The organism is Paenibacillus xylanexedens (assembly GCF_001908275.1).
GTDB lineage: Bacteria > Bacillota > Bacilli > Paenibacillales > Paenibacillaceae > Paenibacillus > Paenibacillus xylanexedens_A.
In genome coordinates this window covers 3,409,354-3,435,041 of sequence record NZ_CP018620.1, presented here as the reverse complement: position 1 = coordinate 3,435,041, position 25,688 = coordinate 3,409,354, and the positions used below count along the sequence as shown (strand labels likewise).

23 protein-coding genes are annotated in these 25,688 nt (G+C 46.1%); all 23 read right to left on the bottom strand.

What is annotated here, in order from left to right; all coding sequences use genetic code 11:
• Window positions 1-41: 41 nt before the first annotated feature.
• The 23 genes from BS614_RS15370 to pnp all read right to left on the bottom strand — a co-directional run bounded on the left by BS614_RS15370 (window position 42) and on the right by pnp (window position 25,632).
• Entirely contained in the window at window positions 42-1,298 is a 1,257-nt protein-coding gene (locus BS614_RS15370; protein ID WP_036670416.1) for a competence/damage-inducible protein A, read from the bottom strand.
• Between the two features lie 107 nt (window positions 1,299-1,405).
• A complete protein-coding gene (gene pgsA / locus BS614_RS15365; RefSeq protein ID WP_017689114.1) occupies window positions 1,406-1,993 on the bottom strand; it encodes a CDP-diacylglycerol--glycerol-3-phosphate 3-phosphatidyltransferase in 588 nt (195 codons plus the stop codon).
• A 319-nt stretch (window positions 1,994-2,312) separates the two neighbouring features.
• Window positions 2,313-2,804, bottom strand: coding sequence for a YajQ family cyclic di-GMP-binding protein (locus BS614_RS15360; protein ID WP_047842512.1), 492 nt, complete (start codon window positions 2,802-2,804; stop codon window positions 2,313-2,315).
• A gap of 155 nt (window positions 2,805-2,959) precedes the next feature.
• Window positions 2,960-3,130, bottom strand: a complete 171-nt coding sequence (locus BS614_RS31500) for a hypothetical protein (RefSeq protein ID WP_017689116.1) — start codon at window positions 3,128-3,130, stop codon at window positions 2,960-2,962.
• A gap of 67 nt (window positions 3,131-3,197) precedes the next feature.
• The gene (locus BS614_RS15355; RefSeq protein ID WP_074094593.1) at window positions 3,198-4,247 is read right to left on the bottom strand and encodes a helix-turn-helix domain-containing protein; all 1,050 of its coding nucleotides are present in this window, start codon (window positions 4,245-4,247) and stop codon (window positions 3,198-3,200) included.
• A gap of 66 nt (window positions 4,248-4,313) precedes the next feature.
• Window positions 4,314-5,081 (bottom strand): DUF3388 domain-containing protein, encoded by a 768-nt coding sequence (locus BS614_RS15350; protein WP_047842510.1) that lies wholly within the window; start codon window positions 5,079-5,081, stop codon window positions 4,314-4,316.
• 197 nt (window positions 5,082-5,278) lie between these two features.
• The gene (locus tag BS614_RS15345; protein WP_017689119.1) at window positions 5,279-5,542 is read right to left on the bottom strand and encodes a DUF3243 domain-containing protein; all 264 of its coding nucleotides are present in this window, start codon (window positions 5,540-5,542) and stop codon (window positions 5,279-5,281) included.
• Window positions 5,543-5,705: 163 nt separating this feature from the next.
• On the bottom strand, window positions 5,706-6,476 hold the full coding sequence (gene ymfI / locus BS614_RS15340) for an elongation factor P 5-aminopentanone reductase (protein WP_074094592.1): 771 nt from the start codon (window positions 6,474-6,476) through the stop codon (window positions 5,706-5,708).
• 1 nt (window position 6,477) lies between these two features.
• Window positions 6,478-7,758 carry an EF-P 5-aminopentanol modification-associated protein YfmH gene (gene yfmH, locus BS614_RS15335; protein ID WP_074094591.1) on the bottom strand — a complete coding sequence of 427 codons (1,281 nt, stop codon included), beginning with the start codon at window positions 7,756-7,758 and terminating at the stop codon, window positions 6,478-6,480.
• 3 nt (window positions 7,759-7,761) lie between these two features.
• Window positions 7,762-9,042, bottom strand: a complete 1,281-nt coding sequence (gene yfmF, locus BS614_RS15330) for an EF-P 5-aminopentanol modification-associated protein YfmF (protein ID WP_074094590.1) — start codon at window positions 9,040-9,042, stop codon at window positions 7,762-7,764.
• 126 nt (window positions 9,043-9,168) lie between these two features.
• Window positions 9,169-9,996: a spore cortex-lytic enzyme gene (gene sleB, locus BS614_RS15325; RefSeq protein WP_074094589.1), complete on the bottom strand. Its 828-nt coding sequence runs from the start codon at window positions 9,994-9,996 to the stop codon at window positions 9,169-9,171.
• Between the two features lie 195 nt (window positions 9,997-10,191).
• Window positions 10,192-12,930: an FtsK/SpoIIIE family DNA translocase gene (locus BS614_RS15320; RefSeq protein ID WP_074094588.1), complete on the bottom strand. Its 2,739-nt coding sequence runs from the start codon at window positions 12,928-12,930 to the stop codon at window positions 10,192-10,194.
• Between the two features lie 90 nt (window positions 12,931-13,020).
• Window positions 13,021-13,251, bottom strand: a complete 231-nt coding sequence (locus BS614_RS15315) for a YlzJ-like family protein (protein WP_036670404.1) — start codon at window positions 13,249-13,251, stop codon at window positions 13,021-13,023.
• Window positions 13,248-14,021 (bottom strand): ClpP family protease, encoded by a 774-nt coding sequence (locus BS614_RS15310; protein WP_244898320.1) that lies wholly within the window; start codon window positions 14,019-14,021, stop codon window positions 13,248-13,250. Before BS614_RS15310 ends, BS614_RS15315 begins: the two co-directional genes overlap by 4 nt.
• Before the next feature lie 221 nt (window positions 14,022-14,242).
• Window positions 14,243-15,922: a ribonuclease J gene (locus tag BS614_RS15305; protein WP_036609284.1), complete on the bottom strand. Its 1,680-nt coding sequence runs from the start codon at window positions 15,920-15,922 to the stop codon at window positions 14,243-14,245.
• Window positions 15,923-16,398: 476 nt separating this feature from the next.
• Window positions 16,399-17,250, bottom strand: coding sequence for a 4-hydroxy-tetrahydrodipicolinate synthase (gene dapA / locus BS614_RS15300; RefSeq protein WP_244898337.1), 852 nt, complete (start codon window positions 17,248-17,250; stop codon window positions 16,399-16,401).
• Window positions 17,251-17,324: 74 nt separating this feature from the next.
• A complete protein-coding gene (dapG, locus tag BS614_RS15295) occupies window positions 17,325-18,542 on the bottom strand; it encodes an aspartate kinase (protein ID WP_017689129.1) in 1,218 nt (405 codons plus the stop codon).
• A 377-nt stretch (window positions 18,543-18,919) separates the two neighbouring features.
• A complete protein-coding gene (locus tag BS614_RS15290) occupies window positions 18,920-19,516 on the bottom strand; it encodes a dipicolinate synthase subunit B (RefSeq protein WP_062833836.1) in 597 nt (198 codons plus the stop codon).
• Complete coding sequence (dpsA, locus tag BS614_RS15285) at window positions 19,513-20,412, bottom strand: dipicolinate synthase subunit DpsA (RefSeq protein ID WP_017689131.1); 900 nt, start codon at window positions 20,410-20,412, stop codon at window positions 19,513-19,515. Before dpsA ends, BS614_RS15290 begins: the two co-directional genes overlap by 4 nt.
• A gap of 157 nt (window positions 20,413-20,569) precedes the next feature.
• On the bottom strand, window positions 20,570-21,016 hold the full coding sequence (gene dut, locus BS614_RS15280) for a dUTP diphosphatase (protein WP_017689132.1): 447 nt from the start codon (window positions 21,014-21,016) through the stop codon (window positions 20,570-20,572).
• Window positions 20,976-22,259, bottom strand: coding sequence for a M16 family metallopeptidase (locus BS614_RS15275; protein WP_074094586.1), 1,284 nt, complete (start codon window positions 22,257-22,259; stop codon window positions 20,976-20,978). The genes dut and BS614_RS15275 overlap by 41 nt, the downstream gene beginning before the upstream one ends.
• A 99-nt stretch (window positions 22,260-22,358) precedes the next feature.
• The gene (locus BS614_RS15270) at window positions 22,359-23,354 is read right to left on the bottom strand and encodes a polysaccharide deacetylase family protein (RefSeq protein WP_074094585.1); all 996 of its coding nucleotides are present in this window, start codon (window positions 23,352-23,354) and stop codon (window positions 22,359-22,361) included.
• A 175-nt stretch (window positions 23,355-23,529) separates the two neighbouring features.
• On the bottom strand, window positions 23,530-25,632 hold the full coding sequence (gene pnp / locus BS614_RS15265) for a polyribonucleotide nucleotidyltransferase (RefSeq protein ID WP_074094584.1): 2,103 nt from the start codon (window positions 25,630-25,632) through the stop codon (window positions 23,530-23,532).
• Between the last annotated feature and the right edge of the window lie 56 nt (window positions 25,633-25,688).

Here is a 25,688-nt window from a genome sequence, read left to right as displayed (position 1 = left end):
ACTTGCTTGGAACTGTAAATGCAATCGAAGCTATTAACTAATCAATCCATCGCCACAAGTTTTTGCCATAAGCGATAGAGAATCGCTTTGGCTGAACGAATGCGAACAGTCTCACGATTACCATTAATACGCAACTCATGAATTTCCGTCTCTTTTCCACGTTCAGCAAGAGCGATGAAGACAAGTCCGGGTGGTTTACGTTCCGAATATCCCGGTCCAGCTACACCGGTAACAGCCAAGCCAAAATCAGCATCGCCAATCATGCGGATCTGCTCAGCAAGCACTTTTGCAACCTCAGGGCTTACCGCCCCAGGTGCATCTTCACCTTCCAGATAATCATGAGGCACATTTAGCAGCTTTTCTTTAATTTCATTGGAGTAACAAACAATTCCACCTTTAAGCATTGACGCGCTTCCGGGTACAGAGGTCAGACTTTGCATGACAAGCCCCCCTGTACAGCTCTCAGCAGCGCTGAGCGTCAGCCCCATGTCAGACATCATCGTTACAATCGTGTACTCTATAGGCACATCCTCGTTCGCGTAGAGATGTTCTGTCAAACGCTCCCGAATCTGAACCTCCATCGCATCCAGCTTCAGCTTCGCCTCTCCCTCACTCGCAGCCTTTGTGGAGACACGTACCGTAACTTCGCCTTCGCTCGCGTAAGGAGCAATCGTAGGGTCTGTCTGCGCGTCAATCAGATCCAGAAGTCGATCTTCCAGAGCAGATTCACCAATACCTGCGAATTTGAGCATTCGGGAATAGATCGGCATCTCTTCTGTGAGTACATGCTGGAACAGCCAAGGTTTGACTTCCTGTTCAAACATTGGAATCAACTCTTTAGGTGGTCCAGGCATCACAACATAATATTTGTCATTGTCAGAAATCGCATTTCCTGCCGCAAGGCCCGTTTCATTGGCCAGAGGTGTTCCGCCATCAATAACGATCGCCTGACGTCGGTTATTCTCTGTCATATCCACATTACGATCTCTGAAAAAGCTCTCAATTTTGTCCATTGCCATTCGATCTGTATGCAGTTTCCGGTTAAGAACAGCTGCGAGCGCATCCTTGGTCAGATCATCTTGGGTAGGTCCGATGCCACCGGAAAATAAAATAACGTCTGCACGGCTCTGCGCAATGCGAATAGCTTCACTAAGTCGGTTCAGGTTATCCCCAACCACCGTTTGGAAATATACATCGATACCCATCGCAGCCAATTCACGGGATAGGTATCTGGCATTGGTATTGACGATTTGTCCAAGCAGTAGCTCTGTGCCAACTGCAATGATTTCTGCCTTCATTGAGCATCCTCCTGTACACGTGGTGAGTGATCAAAGGGCAATAGGATAATTTCCTATTGCCCCTGACCCACTGCTTCCTTCATGATTACCCATTTAAGAACAAACCATTATGCTTTTGTTAAATGAAGCAGGTTTTTGTTTTTGATAAAGTAATCGATACCCGACCAGATGGTAATAAGCGCTGCTGCCCATACCGCGATAATATCGACATGAATACCCGTGTATGAAAACGGGAAATTGTTCAACAGCAACAGCACAATCGCCACAATCTGCACTACAGTCTTCAGCTTGCCCCAAGCACTGGCGGCAACAACCGAACCATCCAGCAATGCAATTTGACGCAAGCCGGTAACTGCGAATTCACGACTAATAATGACAACTGCAATCCAGGAATCCAGCTTGCCCATCTCCACAAGCGAGATCAAAACTGCAGTAACCAGCAGCTTGTCTGCGAGTGGATCGAGCAGTTTCCCCAGGTTGGTAACCATGTTATTTTTCCGCGCAAGGTATCCGTCAATTCCATCTGTGCTTGCGGCGATGATAAAAATAACAGCAGCAATCAGTTGATTATACGGAAGCGACAAGCTTCCAAGCTGCAACGGCTCTGGATAAAATGGAAAATCCACGAGCAGGAACACCATCAAAAAAGGGATTAAGCAAATTCGTGCAAGCGTAATCCGGTTGGGTAAATTCACAAGACGCCCTCCCTCATATCCTCCATTACTCCAAACAATCATCATAATCCCGTTATCATCATCCGGAACATGAAATGTACAGTTTCAATGTCAATCCATATTAACATGATCCCACTATGTAGAAACGCAAAAAATAAAGTCAACCGCTCAAAAGCAAAACGCTTTAAACGTTCCGGTGACTTCCAGGAGATGTACTGCTTTTCACAAAGTCAGCAAACGATGAGGACTGGACTTGATGCTTGACTGCCAGCAATGCACACTTAGTATAATATACGCCCAATACCGTGTCAAAAAACACTTTTGCTACAAAAAGACCATATTACTTGAAATTTGTATATTGCAAATCCAGAGGCAGGTTAGCACCATTTAGCAGCTGCATGACAGCTTGCAAATCATTTTTACTCTTACCAGTTACCCGAAGCTGGTCTCCCTGAATCTGACTCTTCACCTTCATCTTGGAGTCCCGAATAAGAATATTGATTTTCTTGGCGATGTCCTGATCAATCCCCTGTTTAAAATTCAAACGCTGGCGGACTGTACCAGAAGACGCTGGCTCTACCTTTGCGTAATCAATATTTTTCAATGGTAGACCACGCTTCGCCATTTTGGATTGAAGCACGTCAATGACAGCCTTGAGTTTGGTCTCATCATCAGATACGATCGTTAACGCATCCTTATCCAGTTTCAGGCTGCTCTTGCTGCCCTTGAAGTCATAACGAGCGCCAATTTCTTTCTCGGTTTGTGTAACGGCATTTGTCAGTTCTTGCAAGTCCATTTTGGACACGATATCAAATGAATTTTCTGAGCTCAAACCAGTCACCCTTTCAGTTAATCGTATGTTCTGTAACATTATAGAGGATACCTTAAGCAAAAGTCTAATTTCAAGCTGTTTTACACAAAGAAAAAAGCATTTTTGGCTTCCACTTCAAGTGGTTGCCAAAAATGCTTGCTGGTCCAGCTTCCAACCTAATAGCGGCTGCGGTTGGGCTGTCTGAACATATCGAGCACACCCAAAAGTACATGTGCAAGTCCAAAACCCAATATTCCGTAACCCCAAGCACTTGGAGTCAGGTAATAACCCAGGAGGCTGACAATGATCCCTAAACCTGTTACGATCCAGCTGACTGTCACAGCCATCCACCTCACTTCACCAAAAGTTAACTGCAAGTTAAGACACGATTATTGTCTCCTGCGGTTGACCCGGTTATTCGCTACCAGTGGTACCCCCTGTACCGTCCGTTGATCCATTTTCAACACCTGTGGGAGAAGTAGTGCTACTACTGTCTTCACCAAGCTTCAAACGGATCCGATTGGTCGCCTTGCCATCCGTTACAACTTGCCCGCCAACCTCAATCGTGGTCGCTGCAGCATACCCGGACTTAATATACATGCCTGTACTATCCAACTCAAAGGTATAGCTGTCACCTTCGGCTGTGTTACCATACTCCAACTTCTCTCCACTGGAGTTTTCGCCTTTGTACACTTCCAGCCAGCTATGACCTGATGCTTTGATCGTAACCGTTACAGGTTGCCCTGCACTACCGTTAACTTTAAAGTTCGTAATATTTCCTGATTTCCCATCTTCTGCAACAGTCACATTAGACGGTGAATTGTCAGTTGGTTCTTTCTCAGTTTCATCCGTCTGTCCGTCCGTTTGGCCATCAGTTTGACCGTCCGTCTGTCCTTCCGTGTCTGTACCGCCACCGTTACCTCCAGCGTCGCCTTCACCAGTACCGTCAGTACCTGAATCTGTCGCAGGCGGATTAGATGCCTGTCCGTTGTCGGCAGGTTGATCCGGTTTATCCTCAGGCTGTTGTTGACTGTCTGTAATTTTGACTGAATCAAGCCCCGGATTATCTGATTCATCACCATTGTTATACACCACGTATACATACAACAGAACTACGATCAAAACAGGGAATGTCCACATCAACGCGACAGACATCCACCGATTACTACGCTCAACCGGACGGCTGGAACGCTTCTGAATAACCGGTTCCATCGTTGCTTCCGTCTCTTCTGCGGGTACGTCTTTTTTGTGTCCCTCCAGCAGCTCATCAGGGTTCAGTCCCACGGTCTCCGCATAGGTTTTGATGAAAGCACGCACATAGAAGCTGCCCGGCAGCACTTTGTAGTCTCCTGCTTCTATGGCCTCCAGATACCTCTTGCGAATTTTTGTCATTTCCTGTACATCGTCAAGACTCATCCCTTTTTGCAGCCGGGCCTCCCTTAACTGCTGACCCAGTTCAGACATGCGATCTCCTCCTTATGTTTATCTCTTGAGTTGTTGCTAATCTATTTCATGATTCCGTACGGTTCCTTACAATTCGTCGGTGTAACTAGCCGTAAACGTATCATAAATAATTTCTTCATTCGGATTGTTGCGAAGTTCAATAATAATATCAAAATCATTAAAATCATATTCGGATTCCTGCACAAAAATATCCGGATGTTCGATAACTTTGGTGCTAGGCATGGACATAATATCCTGCAACAGATTGTAATGCCGCTCACTGGAACGAATCGTACTTACAATTCCGTCAATGATGAAGACATTGTTCGGGTTCAATTCGTCTTCGGACATTTGACTCCTTATCGTCTGACGAAGAAGTGTGGAGGAAACAAACGTCCATCGCTTCATTGCACATACGCTGCCCGCAATAATAGATTCCGTTTTGCCAACACGAGGCATTCCGCGCAAACCGATGACCTGATTGCCTTCCCTCTTAAATACTTCACCCAAAAAGTCCACAAGTAACCCAAGTTCATCTCGTGTAAAACGAAATGTCTTGCGATCATCCGAGTCACGGTCAATGTATCTGCCATGACGCACGGCCAAAATATCCACCAATTTAGGTTGCCGCAAAGCCGATACGGTGATGCTGTTTACTTTGCCAAGCATTTCACCAAGCAAACGGATTTTTTCATCATCATCCGATTCAAGCAGCATGCCTCGAGTTTTGCCTTCAACACCGTTAATGGTCAATATATTCACTTCAAGCATCCCCAGCATAGAGGCAATATCGCCTAACAAACCGGGTCTGTTCTTATGTATTTTATATTCCATGTACCATTGTTTAGATTCCATTTCAACACCCCGTAATGCATTATTCCACATTATTCGACAGCAACAGAACGTGTCCACTGGACAACAATCTGAGACATCTTCTAAAAATGGGTCACGTTAATGATATATAAAATGAAAATGAATTACAAGAACAGCTCTGTAATCCGTTTGTAATCATTAGAGAAAAGCCCCCTTGCGGGAGCTCTTCATCTGTAATCTTATGCGTTTTGTTTGGCCAATTTGACCATCAGGCACGCAATCGTACGACGCTCATCTGCATCGCCGACATCCCATAACTCTTTCAATGCCCGGTTGGAATGGTTCGCCGGATCGACTTTCTCATCAAGGAAGTCGCCGATTTCATACGCAAGTTTGTTGATGGTTTCTTCACTCATCCCCATCTTCTCTGCTTGCAGTACGCGGTCACCCAGAAACTTCTTCCATGTGTCAAAACTGGAGAGCACTGTTTTTTCTGTTGACATGATAAATCCTCCTTAGATGACGCATGAGATTTAAAATCAACAGTTGTAATATGTGCTTTCGAGGCATTTTATATACGAGCATTTTGAAAATAATCCGGAAGACGGTCGCTTCTCAGCAACCTTCACCTGTTTCGTTCACAGCCAGTCAAGTTTTCTTGCTTTTTTACGTTAACCAACCGCCATTTGGACTGATGATCTGCCCATTGATATAACCCGATTCAGGGAGGGCCAGAAAATAAACCAGTGATGAGATTTCATCAGGTTGAGCAAGTCTTCCTGCCGGAATTTCCTCTTCCAGCATCTTCAGTTCACTCTGATTCAGATGGTTCAGCATGGATGTCTGAACGGCACCAGGAGCAACGGCATTTACGGTTACTCCGGAAGGTGCGAGTTCTTTCGCAAGCGCTTTGGTGAATGCATTCACCCCACCCTTGGTTGTGGAATACAGCACCTCACAAGAAGCACCAGACAGTCCCCAGATCGACGATACATTAATGATTCGGCCATACCTTTGGGAGATCATGTGAGGCATCATTTCCTGTGTACACATAAACGTGCCTTTAAGGTTAATCGCCATCACTTCATCCCAGATCTCCTCTGTAACATCAGCCAACATCCCATAGTGCGAGATTCCTGCATTGTTCACAAGAATATCAGGCATGAGATTATGCGACTCCAGCTTCTCACGCATGCGCTCAATCTGTTCCCGGCTGCGAAGATCCGCAGACACGGTCATGATTTTTCCACTGCCTTGTTCCATGCACCGCCTGGCGGCTTCATTCGCTGCTTCATGCGATTTCATATAGTGTATAACAACATTCATTCCCACTTTGGCGAAGCGTTCTGCGATAGCCGCTCCAATACCACCGCTTGCGCCAGTTACCAGTACAGTCATTTCCCCGATTGCCTTCAATTGTCCTGTTCCCCTCTCCATATCAAGGACTCACGACTAGCGATACAGCCAGTTGATCCCAGCGAATATGCTCTCTCAGTCTGAGATTTACATCTTCCAGTGTAATCGATTCATAGAGCGGGAGCATATTGAAAAAATCACCGCCACGGAATTGCTGACGTGTAAATTCATGCGCAATGTTCTCCGGAGAATTGAGCATACGCAAATATCCGCCTATTTTCTTTTTGCGTGCACGTTCAAAATCCGTGGATTCGAACCCTTTTTCTACAATGGCATCCACTTCTTCACGTATACGCGCGAGCAGTTGATCCGGGTCTTTTGTATCACCACCAATGGCTGAAAACGCATATTGCGGCGAACTGTTATACTCATGTCCAAAGCTGTCCGAGATCAGATCTTCATCGTAGAGCTTCTGAAATAATCGTGTGCTTGAACCAAACAAAAGGTCCATCATCAGCTGCGTTGTCATATCTCGCCGTAACAATTTTTCTCCGGTAAGTCCAAGGTCCGTCTCCTTGAATCCAAACAGACATTTGGGCAGTGAAACAGCCAGTTTCGCTTCCCGTCTGGCTTCTCCTACTTGCTCAGGCTCCGGTTCGAAGAAACGTTGAATGCTCCCCTGTGGCTTATAATCCTTCTGCTCCTGGTTCGATCGAACCATATCAATGACTTCTTGTGGATCTACACCACCCACCACAAACAAGAGCATATTACTCGGGTGATAGAAGGTGTTATAACACTCATATAACATCTCTTTGGTAATCGTACGGATGGATTCCACCGTTCCTGCTATATCGATATGCACCGGATGTTTCTGATACATGGCTTCAATCAATCCAAAATAAACACGCCAGTCCGGATTATCAGCATACATGTCAATTTCCTGTCCGATAATGCCTTTTTCCTTTTCCACATTTTGATCCGTGAAGTAAGGATTTTGCACAAAGTCGACTAATGTTTGTATATTTTCATTCACATATTCGGTCGCTGAAAACAAATAAACCGTCTGATCAAAGCTCGTAAATGCGTTAGCTGAAGCACCATGAGACGCAAATGTTGCAAAAATATCACCTGTTGGTTCTTCAAACATTTTGTGCTCCAGGAAATGGGCAATCCCATCCGGGACCTTCACTTCTTCCTGCCCTTCAACCTGAAAATGATTATCCACCGATCCATACTTGGTTGCAAACGTAGCATACGTTTTCTGGAACCCCGGTTTAGGCAAAATATAGACATGCAGTCCGTTATCCATTACTTCGTAATATAGTGTCTCCTGCAAATGCTCATACCGAATGCTCTCCACCGATTATTCCTCCTTCTCGTCCCGCAAGAAATAAATCGTATCCAGACGGAATTGTTCTGCCGCCTCACGTACATCTTCCTTGCTAATATGTTCTACCTGAGCCAACAGTTCTTCAGCCGTTCTTTCTTTGCCAGACAACTGTCGATTGAAGTCATAAGCGATCATCTCAAAAGCAGAATCCTGCATTTCCTTAAGCAGGTTACGGATCATTGCTTTGGTCTGAGACATTTCCAGATCACTGATTGTACCGCTTTTCATTTCTTCCAGCTGCTGCTTGATAATGGTGACAGCCTTCTCATAATTAGGGATTTCAATCCCGGATTGAATCGTTGCAATGCCCTTATGTCCGTCATAACGCGAAGACGCGTAATACGCCAGGCTTTCTTTTTCACGAACATTTACAAACAGTTTGGAATGAGGATAACCACCGAGAATCCCATTGTACATTAGTGCTGCGGCATACTGAGGATCTCCATAAGTGATAGATGTACGGAGTCCCATATTGAGTTTTCCCTGACTCACATTCAGTCGCTCAACAACGGTCTCCACTTCCTTATCTCCTCGAACCGCTGCCTGTGTCTGGTAATCAGAGGAGGACGTTCGATCTACATTGAAATGACGCTGAACAAGGTTCTCGACCTCCTCCAGTGTCGTATCCCCTACCACGTACAGATCCATACTCGCCTGCTGCAGCCACTCCTGATAAGACGCAGTCAGTGTGTCGGGCTCAATCCCAGGCAGATCCTTTCGCTCACCCAATGGATGAAGACGGTATGGCTCGTTCTTGCACATTTCCTCGATACTGCGTTCAGCCGCATAGCGCATTTTATCATTCACGATGGACTCCAGCTTTTTCCGAACAGTCTCTCGCTCTGCTTGTACATAAGACGTCCTGAAATGTCCATTCTCCTGTGCAGGTCGTGTAAGAACCTCTCCTAGGAAGGCAAATGAACGATCCAGCAACTGCTCATCCCCTCCAACAAAGGAATCATTAATGGTATCCATTCGGAACTGTACAATCTGGTAATCCCCGCGTTTATAGACGTCAAAACCAAAACCTGCTCCATACAGATGCTCCAGTTGCTCACGAAATTGCGTTGTTTCCGGATAGGACTCCGTGCCGCGTCGCAGAACAAAAGGTGTCAGCGCTACTTTGGTTACTGTATCTTCCCGTAAGGGAACTCCTGCATATAGCGATATAGCAAACGTTTTGAAACGTTTAGTCGGAAGCACATGTATACGAAACTCTCTCTTGCTACCTCGTTCGAATCCTGATGTATTCAAATGTCAAAACCCCTTTACGGCGTCATTTATCATGCAATCGTATTAAGCTAAACGTAACAACCATTTTAACCCATTCAAAAGGCAAGAAGCAACCGAAGTCACGCCTTCTGGTTGCTTCCAACATCATCACATACAAAAGATATGCTGTCCGATTGTTTTCACTTGTGGGCGGGTCCAGATCCATTTGGATGTTGCTGTCTTCGGGTTAAAATAATAGAGACATCCACCGGACGGATCCCAACCATTCAGGGCCTGCTCAACTGCCTTTTTGGCTTGTGCGTTTGGTTCCAGATAGATCTGTCCGTCCGCTACAGCCGTAAATGCACCTGGTTGAAAAATCACACCAGAAGGCGTACTTGGAAAACTTGGTGAATTTACGCGATTCAAAATTACTGCTGCTACTGCGACTTGACCTTCAAACGGTTCACCCCGGGCTTCACCATATACAGCGTTAGCCATAATCTTGAGTTCATTCTCTGAGAGACCAAGGGCATTGGCAGATCCCATATTGTCTTGCTCTTTATCTGCCGTATTGTTGCCGCCTCCACCCCCACCTGAGGATTCCTTGTGTAGCGGCGGCTCTGTTGGCGACCATCTGGTTGAAGCATTGTACAGCTTGAGCTTGGTCTCAGCTCCAACCACACCATCTGCCTTCATGCCAAACTCGGATTGAAACCATTTGACGGATTTCAGTGTGCTGCTGCCAAAATTACTGTCGATTTTACCATTGTAAAATCCCAGGTACTTCAGACGTCCCTGAAGCTCATATACATCCTGACCGTAACTTCCATATTTCACTGTATTGCTGCTAAACGTAGGCAAGGCCTTTTCTTCTAACTGCGGTGTACGCTCGGCTGAACTTTCAGTTGCTGCATTCCCAGGAAGCAAATAACGAATTCCCAATGCGGATATCAGCAAAATAGCAGTGAAAAGCCATAGGTTCATTTTTCGCATCGACTGTGCTCTACCTTTCTCTTGTGGGATTAACAGAATCGCTAAGGTTATTATGACAAGCCTGCCTGCTTCCTATGCACCAAATCATCCGATCATTGGACATCATGGTAAAACTTCAGTCAAATTGTATGAAAAAAGCCCCCAACCATTAAGGTTGAGGGCTCGAATCGCCTGAATATTCATGTGCATTACAAGCTACGAGCTTATTTTGTTTTGTTGGTACTCTTCAAGCGAGACCAACACTTCCCGTGGTTTGCTACCCTCGTAAGGACCAATCACGCCCCGGGATTCCATGGAGTCAATCAAACGTGCGGCACGGGTGTATCCTACTCGCATTCGACGTTGTAGCAGAGAAACAGACGCTTGCTTGGCCTCCAGAATAATCTGTACTGCCTTTTCGTATAACTCGTCCTGTACTTCATCTTCAGCCTGGATAGAGTCGTCCACCTCAGGTACAAGGGACTCATCATACTGTGCTTCACCTTGACCACGTACATAATTAACAATATTTTCCACTTCTTCATCACTCATAAAAGCACCTTGTACGCGAACCGGTTTCGATGCGCCCATTGGCATGAATAACATGTCTCCGCGACCCAACAGTTTCTCGGCCCCACCCATATCCAGAATGGTTCGAGAATCCACCTGTGAGGATACACCGAAGGCTATACGAGAAGGTATGTTGGCTTTGATTACGCCGGTAATAACGTCAACAGAAGGACGTTGTGTGGCAATAATCAGATGGATTCCGGCTGCACGAGCCATCTGAGCGAGTCGTGCAATAGCATCCTCCACATCTCCGGCAGCAACCATCATCAGATCTGCAAGCTCATCCACAATGACAACGATATAAGGCAGAACCGCCGCAGGATTATCTTTCATCAGATTATTGTAACCCTCGACGTTACGCGTGCCTGATTTGGAGAACAGTTCATATCGTTTCTCCATCTCAACCACAATCTTTTTGAGAGCAAGTGACGCTCTCTTAGGATCAGTTACTACCGGTGCCAGCAAATGGGGAATTCCGTTATATACGTTCAACTCAACCATCTTGGGATCGACCATCAGGAACTTCACTTCATCTGGCTTGGCTTTGTACAATATGCTGGTAATAATTCCGTTAATACACACCGACTTACCTGAACCTGTAGCACCCGCAACCAACAAATGGGGCATACGAGCCAAGTTACCAATAATCGTCTGTCCCGAGATATCTCGGCCAAATGCAATGGTCACTTTGGATTCTGCATCCTGGAACGTTGCTGTCTCCATTACTTCACGCATCGTTACAACCGATACTTCACCATTAGGTACTTCGATACCAATCGCAGACTTTCCGGGAATCGGTGCTTCCATCCGAATATCTTTTGCCGCCAGAGCCAACGCGATATCATCAGTTAGGCTGACAATTCTGCTGACCTTGACGCCAATGTCAGGTTGAATTTCATATCTTGTAACGGCAGGACCCCGAACCACTTCAAGTACTTTGGCACGAACACCGAAGCTTTCCAGTGTGGCTTCCAACTTACGTGCTGTTTGCATATAATCCTTCTGGTCACCCGCCTTGCCCCCATTGTTTGGCTTGGCAAGTAGACGGAAAGATGGCAGCTTGTACGGCTTAGGAGGTGGCGGTGGTGGTTTCACCGGTTGTGTGTCCTGCCCTTCAGGAGTTGGAGTATCTGTTCCCTGCATTACATCATTAGGTACTTCTTCTCCACTCTGAATCTCATCCACAGCATTCATCCCGTTTGTACCCGCATCGGATGCAGACCACTCCGTCTCTACCAGTTCATCCGTTATTTTAATGGCATGCTCGCCCTGTTGTACTACGTTTGGATCGGCCAGATTATCCGGGAAAGGATAAGCATCGTCCAGATCATCTTCAATGCTTGCCTCTTCTGTTCTGACGTGCTCGAAAAAGTCTCGAATGATCGGCGCTGAGTTAGGTTTAGCCTGAACAGGAACACGTGATGAAGCTAATTTGTTAGTTACGTCTTCGGTTGTATCCTGCCACGCCTCTAGATTGTGATCTTGTTCGGCGCGGTACACAATCTGTTCTGTTTCTGCCGAATCGACCTCATCCATTTCACGTCCTGATGTCGCCTGTTCCCGTTTAGCTCCCCATTTTCCAAAAAGTTGGAAGAATATGGGCGAGTTTCGTTTTGGCAGATGCTGTTCCTCTAAGTCATCCTCATACTCGTCTTCGTCATCTTCAACAGGAACAGGTAGCACTTTACGAGCATTCGCCTTTTTCCTGTCATCAGCAACTGAAGCAGAGCGCGTAGCAGTTCTGGACTCCAACTTCTTGTACATTGTACTTCCGGCATCCCAGACCTTGGTTCTGAATATTCGAATCAGATCTACATAAGAGAGATTCGTAATCAGCATAAAACTGATGACAAACATCACGATCATGATAAGCCTTGCCCCAAGGCTACCAAACAGCCACAGGAAAAGAACAAATTGTCCAGCTCCAAGATAACCACCGCTGATGTCCTTGTTAAGCATGGAGTCCCTCTCGCCTGGCGTAGCAGGGGTTAGCAACTCGGTTTGCATATCATTATGTACCTGTGTAATCACAGCTCCAGGCTCAAGCGCACCTACCGGAATGAGCTTCTGGTGCATTGCAGAGACGGTGCTCATCAGGGTTAAGGCAAAGACCAGCAATACCAGTCCTGTTTTGCGTGTGGTCCAGCCACTAGGCCATTTCCGGTGAATCATCACCATGAGACCATAATAAATACCAACAAGTGGAATCGCAAAATAAAACTTACCAAGCATCAGTCCGAACATCTTGGAAAGCGAACGCCCAACGGTGGCTTCACCCGATAATGCTATGACAGCAAGGGTAATAAGCACAATCCCGTAAATTTCATATTTTAAAACGCCACTAAAACCAGCGCCCTTTTTTTTCCTCTTTTTTCTTCTGGCCAAAATCAGGTCACCCCCAGAAGAATATTATACCATACAAATATATTCCGTACATATGTTCTTTTTCTGCTCAATTTGTCTGAATTCGTCGCGTTATGCTGATCCCAAGTTACCCGAAAGCGGAATGGTCGAACCGGGCATATTAGCAGGATTGAGATAGGCTTCAAGTGGACAATCCAGCAAACGTACAATAACAGCTTCATTGTCATTAACAGGTCTCACCTGCATCAATAAACCATTCATCTTGATCTCCTTTGTATCTTCGCCCTCTTTCCACATTCCCGACCAGAGTTGTTCCGGGGGCATCACGGTATATAATGTCATTGGGTATAACCTCCCGCCTGCAGAATCTGTCTCTTGTCTCCTATGAGCTGATTTAACTGAGCAATAGCCTGTCCAATCCCGCCCACTGCATCCATTAATCCATGTTTCACTGCATCTGCGCTTCCTACAGCTGTACCAATATCCCGATTCAACTCACCAGTCTTAAACATTAGTTCTTTGAACATCTCTTCAGAGATATTCGAATGAGAAGTCACGAACCGAACAACTCGTTCCTGCATTTTCTCCATATACTCAAACGTTTGAGGTACACCAATGACAAGGCCGTTCATCCGAATTGGATGGATCGTCATCGTTGCACTTCCGGCAATCAGGGAATATGTTGAAGCTACAGCAATCGGTACTCCAATGCTATGCCCGCCTCCAATGACCACAGTCACCGTAGGTTTGCTCAGAGAAGCAATCATCTCTGCAATGGCTAGACCCGCCTCTACATCTCCACCTACCGTGTTCAAAATGATCAGAATACCTTCAATACGCTGATTCTGTTCTGCGGCCACCAGCTGTGGAATGATATGCTCATACTTTGTTGTTTTATTTTGTGGCGGCAAAATCAAATGCCCTTCGACCTGTCCAATAATGGTCATACAGAAAATATTCGACTCACCTGCCGGCGACTGTGTCTGCCCAAATTGCTGAATAGTCTCTGTCACGGGTGAGATGGCCTTGTCCTCCTGAACCGGAATCTCCGGTGCTTCAACTTCCGGTTGATTGGATTTTGATGCCTGCTTGCCATTCATACGTTCATTCATTTCAATAATCCCCTTCTCCAGAAACATTTAATGTATTTCCTTAGTATGGGGATTTTTCCAACCGCCTTATACCCGCTGCATCAAATTGCTTCACATATTGACGCTATTGCAGATCTTCCTGAAAACGCAAAAAAAGCCCCTTCTCTACGAGGAACCGTCCAATATTACTCGTAGAGAAGGGGCGACTGTGTGCCTGAATATATGTTTTTGTTTAGCTTATTTTAAACTTCCATAATGATTGGCAAAATCATCGGTCTACGACGAGTTTGCTCATACAGGAAGCGTCCCAGTGCATCTTTAACATTTGTTTTGAGTGAAGCCCACTCGTTAACGTTCTCACTCATCAACTTCTGCAATGTGCTGCTAACGATCCGGTTAGCCTCATCCAGTAGTCCTTCCGATTCACGTACATACACAAATCCGCGAGAGATGATGTCAGGACCGGAAACAATTTTTCCATCCTGTTTGCTCAGTGTTACCACAACAACAAGGATACCATCTTGTGACAACAATTTGCGGTCACGAAGTACAATGTTACCCACATCGCCTACACCCAAGCCATCAATCAACACATTACCTGCAGTAACTTTACCTGCTCTACGTGCTGCTCCACCTTGAATTTCAATCACTTCACCGATATCCGTGATGAAGATGTTCTCAGGTTCTACCCCTACAGATTCAGCAAGAACCGCGTGGCGACGCTGCATACGGAATTCACCGTGAATTGGCAAGAAGAATTTCGGTTTCATCAGGTTGAGCATCAGTTTCAGCTCTTCCTGGCTACCGTGACCAGATACGTGAACGCCACTGTTAGCGCCGCTGTAATGCACGTTAGCGCCCAGACGGAACAGTTCATCAATCGTACGGCCTACATATTTTTCATTACCTGGAACCGGAGTTGCTGCGATAATGACGGTGTCACCTGGCAGGATGTCCACTTTACGGTGTGTGGAACGAGCCATACGTGTCAGTGCTGACATTGGCTCTCCTTGACTTCCTGTGCAGAGAATCACGACACGATCAGCTGCCATCTTGCCTACTTCTTCAGGTTCAATGATCATGCCATCCGGAATCTCAAGATAACCCAGTTCTGAAGCAATACCAACCACATTCACCATGCTGCGTCCGATAACTGCAACTTTACGTCCAGTCACTTCTGCTGCATTGATCACCTGTTGGATACGGTGTACGTTGGAAGCAAATGTCGCTACAACAACACGTTGACTTGCTTTACGGAAGATATCTTCCAGAACGATACCCACATTTTTCTCCGATGGTGTGAATCCAGGTTTCTCAGCGTTCGTACTATCGGACAACAGCGCTAACACGCCATTTGTTCCGATCTGTGCCATACGCTGAAGATCTGCATATTGACCATTGACTGGAGTATGGTCGAATTTGAAGTCACCTGTGTGAACAACTGCACCTTCCGGTGTTTCGACACATACACCAACAGAATCCGGAATACTATGGTTAGTAGCGAAGAACGATGCTTTCAGAACAGATCCAAGTTGGATCTCGGAATCAGCATCAATCAGAATACGTTTTGTATCACCCAGCAAATTCGCTTCTTTCAACTTGTTTTCTACAAGTCCAAGCGTAAGTCTTGTTCCGTATACAGGAACATTCAGATGTTTGAGAACATATGGCAGACCACCAATGTGATCCTCATGTCCGTGAGTAAGAATGATTCCTCTTACTTTGTCACGGTTCTCAGTCAGGTAAGAAATGTCAGGGATGACAATATCAATACCAAGCATATCTTCTTCCGGGAATTTAAGACCAGCATCTACGACTACAATGTCGTTGGCGTATTGGATGACGTACATGTTTTTACCAATCTCGCCTACGCCGCCCAAAGCAAAAATCATCAGTTTATCGTTATTATTTTTCTTAGACAAATGAATCTAAACCTCCTATGGTAGTTGGACGTCGTACCTTATTATTTATTGTAAGTTAAGAAAAGTAGTCCATACATCACATACCCACCTATCGGGATGAATGCAAAAGAACACCTTTATTCACGATATTTGGAAGAAGTTCTTCGAAGTTATTCCCTTTGACCAACAAGTTGGAGTTGAAATTCCCTCTTAGCCGTTCCTTCCTTTTTCACCGCAAAGCTACACCACGAAACGATGTCGCTTTCAATTTCAAAAAAATACCGCACCCAGTCACTTGACATCATTATACATGATTAAAAACAAAAAAAACAAGTCACTCTCTCGTTAACCTGTAGGTTTCCCCTTAGCAGTGGAAAAGAAACCTCACATTACTCGTAAAAAAAAGAACCGCAGCCTCTACGAAGAGGAGCGGTTCTTTTGCTGATCTGAAGGATATTCCCATGATTAATAAAATAGTCCATATACAACCAAAATGATTACAAATTAAGCAAACCTTTGATATAAACCTGCTCCTCTTCCGTTGGCGGAATAAGGGGCAATCGTACGGAGCCAACGTTCAAACCACGCAATGTCAGCGCATATTTCACCGCTACCGGGTTCGGTAGAGGCTGTGGACAATCAAACAGGCCTTTGAACACCGGGAACAGCTGCTGATGAATCTGAGCAGCCTGAAGAGGTGATCCACCATAGAACAAATCAATCATTTTCTTCATCTCTGCCCCTACAACATGACTGGCCACACTGACAATTCCATGTGCGCCAACTGCAATCGCTGGTAAGCCTGAAGCATCATCACCGGAATAAACTCTGAAATGTTCTGGAGCACTTGCTGCAATCAGCGTAACCTGCTCCATAGACGCACATTCCTTCGTAGCGACGATGTTAGGAATCTGTGCAAGACGAAGCGTTGTCTCTGCTGACAGGCTGGTTACTGTACGCCCAGGCACGTTGTAGAGCATAATTGGCAGCTTGGTGGAGCCTGCAATCGCTTCAAAATGTTTGAACAAACCTTCTTGGCTAGGTTTGTTGTAATACGGAACAACCAACAACATGCCATCCACTCCGGCACGTTCAGCTTCCTGTGTCAAATGGATGGAATGTGCCGTGTTATTGCTTCCCGTTCCGGCTATAATTTTGCACCGACCGGCCGCATGTTTCACTGCAAATTCGAATAATTGAACTTTCTCAGTATCACTAAGTGTTGGAGACTCCCCTGTTGTTCCAGAAACCACAAGCGTCTCCGACTTTTGATCTATAATCAGATAGTCGATTAGACGTGCCGTTTCCTCCCAATGAATCTCTCCTTGTTCATTGAACGGAGTGACCATTGCTGTAATCAATCTTCCAAAGTCCAATTCGATTCCTCCTTCAAAACAGGTTTGGCTCCCCTAACTTCAGTTATTTACAAATGAAGTTCGAATGAGGCGTGAAGTGCCCTCAGGGCCTGAACCATATCTTCTTTTTTTACGAGCACCCAGATCGTTGTATTCGAATCTGCCGATTGCAGGATCTGAATGTCTGCCAGTGTCAAGGACTCCACGATTCGAGCCATGATTCCAGGTACACCATTAATGCCTCCGCCAATGACGGACACTTTGGCACAACCGGACAGGCTTTGTGGCTTGAGACCTATCTCCTGCAATACCTGTATTGCTTTCTCGGAATCACTGTCAAAAACCGTATAGACAACTCCCGAGGGGGTAACATTAATAAAATCAACGCTGATTGAATTCTCAGCCATGGTTTTGAACACTTTTAGTTGCAATCGATCTGCACCACCAGGCACATCCACCGTAATTTGCGTTACATTGCTCACGTAGGCGATGCCTGTTACATAACGGTCAACAATGCCTGTCTGCACATCCTGGAATCCTTCCGGATGCGTAACCAGCGTTCCTTCCGTGTCTGCAAAAGTAGATCTTACCCGCACTGGAATCTGGGATTGCATCGCAATCTCAACCGCACGTGGATGGATTACTTTGGCCCCGTGGTGGGCCATGTTACAGATCTCTGCATAACTCACAACAGTCAGTGGACGTGCATCCTCAACAATTCGCGGATCAGCGGTGAGTATCCCGTTCACATCTGTGTAGATATCCACCATTTCAGCACGTAATGCTGCACCGAGAGCTGTAGCAGACGTATCGCTTCCCCCACGACCCAATGTCGTGAAGTCTCCGTTCTCTGTCTGCCCCTGGAATCCGGTTACAACAACGACACGGCCAAGCTGAAGCTGCTCCAACACACGAACAGGACGGACATCCAATATCCGGGCATTCCCGAAATTGTCGTCCGTCACAAAACCTGCTTGTGCACCGGTCAGCACTGTAGTTGGAATGCCTTCATGTTCGAGTAAACTGCTCAACGTTGTCGCCGATATGATTTCACCACAGCACAGCAGTAAATCCTTTTCGCGTGCGGATAGTGCGTTTCCGTTCTGTGCAGCCCAGTCCAGCAACGTATCGGTCGCATATGGCTCGCCGCGGCGCCCCATCGCAGACACAACGATGACCAGACTCAATCCTGCTTCAAGTTCACGTTTAACATGACGGAGCACATGCTCTCTCGCCTGAACAGTGGAGAGAGACGTGCCTCCGAATTTCTGTACCATGATACGCATCTTTATTCCTCCATTTGTGTACGCAAGAAGACTGGACACGGGTCAAATCAACAAATGGATCACTCTAGGGAGCGTTCTGATGCGATAATTTCAGCATTTTATACGGCATTCCATGCCGCTCCTTATTTTTTGTAATTGTCTTGGACAATCGCAAATCAAAGGTCGCGGTTGTTATCGAGGTCATGATGCATACATTCACAATAGACCTCTCCCGCTTGCTTAACCTGTACTGCCCGCAAGCAGGAATGCCTTATAGACAGGAACGTGGACATAGTAGCTGTTCAATCCAGCATATCGTCCCCCATGATTTTCTTTGTCTCTCGAACCCTTCTTCATTTCTCCAAGCGCATAAACGTTGTCACCAAATCATTGTTCCATCAAGCCTGTGAAGAACGCTCCACAATCATCGGCTGCAACTGTTTGCCCTCAAGAGCACTCCAGCAAGCCTCTGGAATCAATTCCATTTTGGCGACTAACGAGTTTGGTTTTTTCACTGGATCGTCTTGCCCAAATGGCACAAAATACAAGTATTTAGCCACAAGCAATTTGGCGATATTCGCAGCATTCAAGCCCAGACCGTCATTCGTGGAAATCGCGAGCACAAGCGGACGCTGATTGCGCATCTGCGCTTTGGCTGCCATTAGCACTGGACTGTCGGTCATCGCATTAGCCAGCTTGCTTGTTGTATTCCCTGTGCATGGAGCAATAACCAGCACATCAAGCAGCTTGGAAGGCCCTAATGGCTCCGCTTCAACAATTGTAGAAATGATATCATTACCTGTTATATCTTTCAACTGTTTTTGCCAATTTTGCGCCGTACCAAAGCGTGTATCCGTCGTCAGAACCGAATTCGAAATAATTGGAATGACGTTGGCACCTTCAGCTACGAAGCGGCTAATTACCGGCATAACCTCTTCAAACGTACAATGAGAACCCGTAATTGCATAACCTACCGTTTTTCCCTGCCAGTTCATGATTTAACCTCCCGTGCGTTCTGTTCTTCCAAAAGCAAACGGATCAACGCGTCGGCAATAATGCCGCCAGCCGTTTTGGGAGCAACAATGCCGGGGAGGCCTGGCGCAAGTAGCGCTTTGATACCGCGTTTGTCGGCATACCTGAAATCACAGCCGCCAGGAGCGGATGCGAGGTCGATAATGACAGCCTTTTGCGGCATTCTGGACAGGATTTGTGCTGTGATTATCATAGTCGGTATCGTATTAAAAAGCAAGTCAACTTCCCCGGTCTGAGCGGCCAAATCCGTTGTCATGAAAGGCTTCCAGCCCATTATTGTAGCGCGGGCAGCATCCTCTTCCCGCCTGATTCCCACCCGCACATTTGCTCCAAGTCCCTGCAGTGTTTTGGCCATTGTGAATCCTGTTCGACCAATGCCAAGCACAATGCATTCCGAACCATGGATTGTGAAGTCCGTCTCCCGAATAGCTATGGCGATGGCTCCCTCAGCTGTTGGAATAGAGTTATAAAGTGCAATATCATCACGATCAAGTACTTCAACAAGTCGCAGCCCATTTTCAAGACAAAGTTCGCGCAAGAACGGCTTTGCCATACCTGTGAACACAATACAATGCTCTGGTAATGCTGCAATATGTTCCTTTTTCAAATAGATCGGTGTGTCACTGAATGAAGTACTTACTTTTCCCTGCTCATCGCAACCGACGACAGGCAGTACAAGTACATCTGCGGAAGCAAACACTTCATCCTCCAGTTCCTGGTGCTCGATCCCTGGAATGGAACGCTCTATTTTATCGAAACCCACCACACTTACCGTTGCATCCAGCTCAGCGCACTTTTGAATGACTTCAAGCTGCCGCGCATCTCCGCCCAGGACTACAATCCGGACTCCGGTCAGCATCGGGACGTCACTCCTTTCACCACATGTATGCCTTATCGTATGCAGGGGCCCACAGGGGGGTGAAAACAATAATTGCATTCCACCGTCTGTTTCTCAAACGTAAAAAAGAGCCGCCCCTGTCAGGGACGACTCTAAAGAATGAGTATATTTACGCTGCTTATTTCCCTGTATGACCGAATCCGCCTTCACCACGTACCGTTTCCGAAAGTTCATTCACTTCCGTCAATTCAACCGCAGGCACGGTCTGGAAGACGATCTGTGCGATGCGCTCTCCCCGTACAATCGTGAACGGTTCCTGACCCAGATTAATCAACAGCACTTTAACTTCTCCGCGATAATCTGCATCAATGGTCCCCGGTGTGTTGAGGCAAGTAATACCATGTTTGAAAGCCAGTCCGCTCCGAGGACGGATCTGTGCTTCCAATCCAGCTGGCATTGCCATCGCAAGTCCGGTAGGAATCAGCGTACGCTGACCCGGTTGCAGTACAACATCTTCCTGGAGTGCAGCTACTACATCAAAGCCGGATGCCAGCTCCGACATTTTTTGAGGCAGTTTAATATCTTCATTGCCCGGCAGTTTCTGTATTTGAACGTAATGCAACAAAATCATCCCTTCTCAATCCAGCGATCGTTTTATCTGAAGCGCCAACCATAGCAAGTGCAAAAGGTTCAGCAAACATCAGATCAAGTACCGCGTTAATATCGTCCATGGTAACTTGCTCAATTTTGGCAATCATCTCATCCAGTGTATGGTGTCTGCCCAGCATGAGCTCGTTTTTACCCAGACGATTCATGCGACTGCCTGTGCTTTCCAAGCTTAGAATCAAGCTGCCTTTCAGCTGTTCTTTTCCTTTACGAAGTTCATCTTCGGACAAGCCGTTAACAGCTAGGTCGCGTAGAACCTCTTTGGTCAGATCGAGCACTTCTTTGGTCTGTTTCGGTGCTGTACCCGCGTATATCGTGAAAAGTCCGCTGTCTGCATGAGAGCTATGATAGGAATACACGGAGTACGCAAGACCCCGTTTCTCACGAATTTCCTGGAACAGTCTGGAGCTCATGCCTCCACCAATGGCGTTATTCAGAACAACCATAGCGAATTGCAGCGGATCTCCGATTTTACAGCCCGGGAACGAGATACAGATATGATTCTGTTCCGTTTTCTTTTTGTGAAAGAGCTGTCCGCTTTGGAAGGCTGGCATCGTGACTGCTTCCGTTACTCCATTTACATCAAAAGCACCAAAATGCTTCTCCATCAGATCGATTACACTGTCATCAATATTACCCGCGATACTAATGACTGTATTCTCAATCGTGTAGTGCTCCTTCATATATGCACGCAGATGACTGGAATCCATCGCTTTGAGACGTTCTTCTGTACCCAGGATTGGGTATGCGAGTGGATGCTCACCATAGGCGGCCAAGGCCATCAGATCATGAACCATATCATCAGGCGTATCTTCATACATCGAGATTTCTTCCAGAATGACGTTTTTCTCCTTGATCAATTCACCATCATCCATTTTGGAGCGGAAAAACATATCAGACAATACATCAACCGCAATCGGCAAATGTTCATCCAATACTTTAGCATAATAACACGTGTATTCTTTGGAAGTGAATGCGTTCACGTTACCGCCAATCGCATCGAACTGCTCCGCAATCGCCTTGGCATCATAACGATCTGTTCCCTTGAATAACATGTGTTCAATAAAATGTGATACTCCGTTACTTGCAGGTTGCTCATTGCGCGAACCTGTCTTGACCCATATTCCGAAAGACACAGAACGGCAGGTCGGTATCTGTTCCATGACAACTCTGAGGCCATTGCCCAGCTGAATTTTTTTCATGGTTGGCCCTCCTACATCTCTATAATTGCCTTGATCTCAACCTTGAAATTGAAATCGACATTTGGTTCCAACTGTTTGATATTAACAAAAAAACAACGTTCACTCAACCGCAGACGTATTTACACGTTCCGAAGACAGCGTCTCACTTACTGTTCCGAGCACCAAACCTTTGGCCCGTATGGATTGAATCATGCCCTCTAAAGCTCCCGAAGAAGCAGCTGTAGGGTGCATTAGAATTAACGTTCCAGCCTCGGTATTTTTTGCAATTTTGGCAACAACGGCATCCGGGCTTGGCTTACGCCAATCCACAGTATCTACTGTCCATAACACGGTGTGCAGTCCCATGGATGAAGCAATGTCAACGGTCTTCTGATTAAAGTCACCGGATGGCGGAGCAAACCAACGATTCTCTACGCCCAGTGTTTTATGGAGTAGATCCTGGGTTTTGCTAATTTCCAGCTTGGCCCGTTCTGCGCTCAATCGACTCATATTAGGGTGAGAATATGCATGGTTGGACATCTCATGCCCACGCTTCTGAATTTCTTTGGCCAGTTCAACATTTTTGCTTAACCAACTTCCATCCAGAAAAAAAGTAGCCTTCACTTTCTCGGCATCGAGCGTATCCAGCATCGGTTTAATGTACTCGTTCCCCCACGCCACATTAATCATAAAAGAAACCATCGGTTTGTTTGCATTCCCCCGATAGATCGGATGTGCACCCAAATCCTTAAGCTGGATCTCCGGCTCAATCTGACGGTAGACATACGCTATTTTGGTATTCAACGTTCCACTCAGCGCTTTACGGTATGTCGCTTCCACATCAATCTCCATGCCATTATAACCAGGAATCGCTTTCCATACCCGATCCACTCTAGCATTTACCGAAGCAATTTTCGTTTCAGCCGCTTTATCCCGAATCGCAGACAACAGCGCATCTTCTCCAGTTGCTTCCTTAAACATGTCAAAAGCATTTTGCGTACCTGGCCCATCACGGATCTCCGTAATGTATGTACGTACACTGCCAACTTGTCCGATCAATATGACCGCAGTCACACCCGCCAGAACAGCCGCCAGCTTTTTGGATTGGTTTCCCACAGCTCCATCCTCCCGCCGTCTTTGTCCCCATCATATGAGGACAAGGGCAAAAATATGAATGCTAAGCCATGGTTTCATCCTTGCTTTACGTATTTAAACGTTAAAAAAAGAGCCAGAAATTCACATTCTGTCTCTTCATTCAATCTATCCATTTATAACCTGTCGCTTCGGTATCCTAGGATTGAGCCGGAGCTTCAGCAGTCAAAACTGCTTTACGGGACAAGTTGATTCGACCTTGTGGGTCAATTTCCGTTACTTTTACCGTAATGGAATCACCGATAGCTACAACATCTTCCACTTTGGCAACACGTTCAGTTGACAGTTGCGAGATGTGTACCAGACCTTCTTTGTTCGGAAGTACTTCAACAAATGCACCGAATTTTTCTACGCGTTTTACTTTGCCGACATAAATCTCGCCGACCAATACTTCGCGCACAATACCTTCGATGATCGCTTTGGCTTTATCATTCATCTCTTGGTTAGAAGAAGCGATAAAGACACGTCCATCCTGTTCAATATCAATTTTAACACCGGTTTCTTCGATGATTTTATTGATAATTTTACCACCTGCACCGATAACATCACGGATTTTGTCCGGATTGATATGCATCGTTGTAATTTTAGGCGCATATTGTGATAACTGCTCACGTGGAGTTTTCAAAATTTCGTTCATTTTGCCCAAAATGTGCATACGACCTTCTTTGGCTTGCGCCAATGCATCAGACAAAATTTGACGATTAATACCAGCAATTTTGATGTCCATTTGAATTGCAGTTACACCTTCAGGTGTTCCAGCTACTTTAAAGTCCATGTCACCGAGGTGATCTTCCATACCTTGAATATCACTCAGAATGGATACATGATCTCCATCTTTGATCAGACCCATAGCTACACCCGCAACTGGAGCTTTGATTGGTACACCTGCATCCATCATAGCTAAAGTGCTGGCACAGATACTTGCCTGAGATGATGAGCCGTTGGATTCCAGAACTTCAGATACCAAACGAATCGTGTATGGGAAATCCGTTTCGGAAGGAATCACTTTAGAAAGCGCGCGCTCACCCAGAGCACCATGTCCGATTTCGCGACGACCTGGAGCACGCAATGGACGCGCTTCGCCTACGCTGAATGGTGGGAAGTTATAGTGATGCATGAATCGTTTCGTTTCTTCAAGACTGATTCCGTCCAAAATCTGAACATCACCCAGTGCACCAAGTGTACAAACGCTAAGTGCTTGCGTTTGACCGCGTGTAAACAGTCCTGTACCATGTGCACGTGGCAGCAGAGATGTATCACATTCAATTGGGCGAATTTCAGCAAGTCCACGTCCGTCCGGACGAACTTTATCATGCGTGATCAGACGGCGCACTTCTTCTTTGACGATATCGTGCAGAACTTCCTTCACGTCTTTGAACAATTCCGGACTTTCGATATATTTCTCTTCAAAGTGAGCAACGGTTTCGTCATTCACTACATCGATTGCATCTTGACGAGCATGCTTCTCGGCGATTTTAACCGCTTCGACCAGACGAGCGCTGGCGAATTCACGCACACTGTTGTTAACTTCAGCATTAACGGTACGCAACTTAACAGCCATTTTTTCTTTTCCAGCAACTTGGACGAGTTGTTCGATTACAGCAATAATGTTTTGGATCTCATCATGTCCAAACATGATTGCTTCGAGCATCACTTCTTCCGGAACTTCGTTTGCTTCGGCCTCAACCATCATGATGGCATCCTTGGTTCCTGCAACGACCAGTTCAATATCACTGACTTCAAGCTGTGCAATCGTTGGGTTAATGATGAACTCGCCATCAATACGTCCCACTTTCACGCCACCAATCGGTCCGCTGAATGGAACATCCGAAATGCTCAATGCTGCTGATGTACCAATCATTGCAGCGATTTGCGGTTCGCAATCCTGATCCACACTCATAACGATATTCAGAACTTGTACATCATTCCGGAAGCCTTCCGGGAACAAAGGACGAATTGGACGGTCTGTCAGACGGCTTGAAAGAATGGCTTTCTCACTCGGTCTGCCTTCACGTTTAATAAATCCTCCCGGGATTTTACCTACGGCGTACAATCTTTCTTCATAGTTCACCGTTAATGGGAAAAAGTCCAGATCTTTCGGCTCACTTGATGCTGTCACGGTACACAATACCACGGTATCCCCGTATGTTACCTTAACGGCAGCATTAGCCTGCTTGGCCAAACGCCCGGTCTCAAGCGTAAGCTTTCTTCCACCAAGCTGCATTTCAACACGCTGTTCCATGAAACCCCTCCTTTTATTCGTTCCTAATTCAATGGATTCTGCATATTCACAGTATT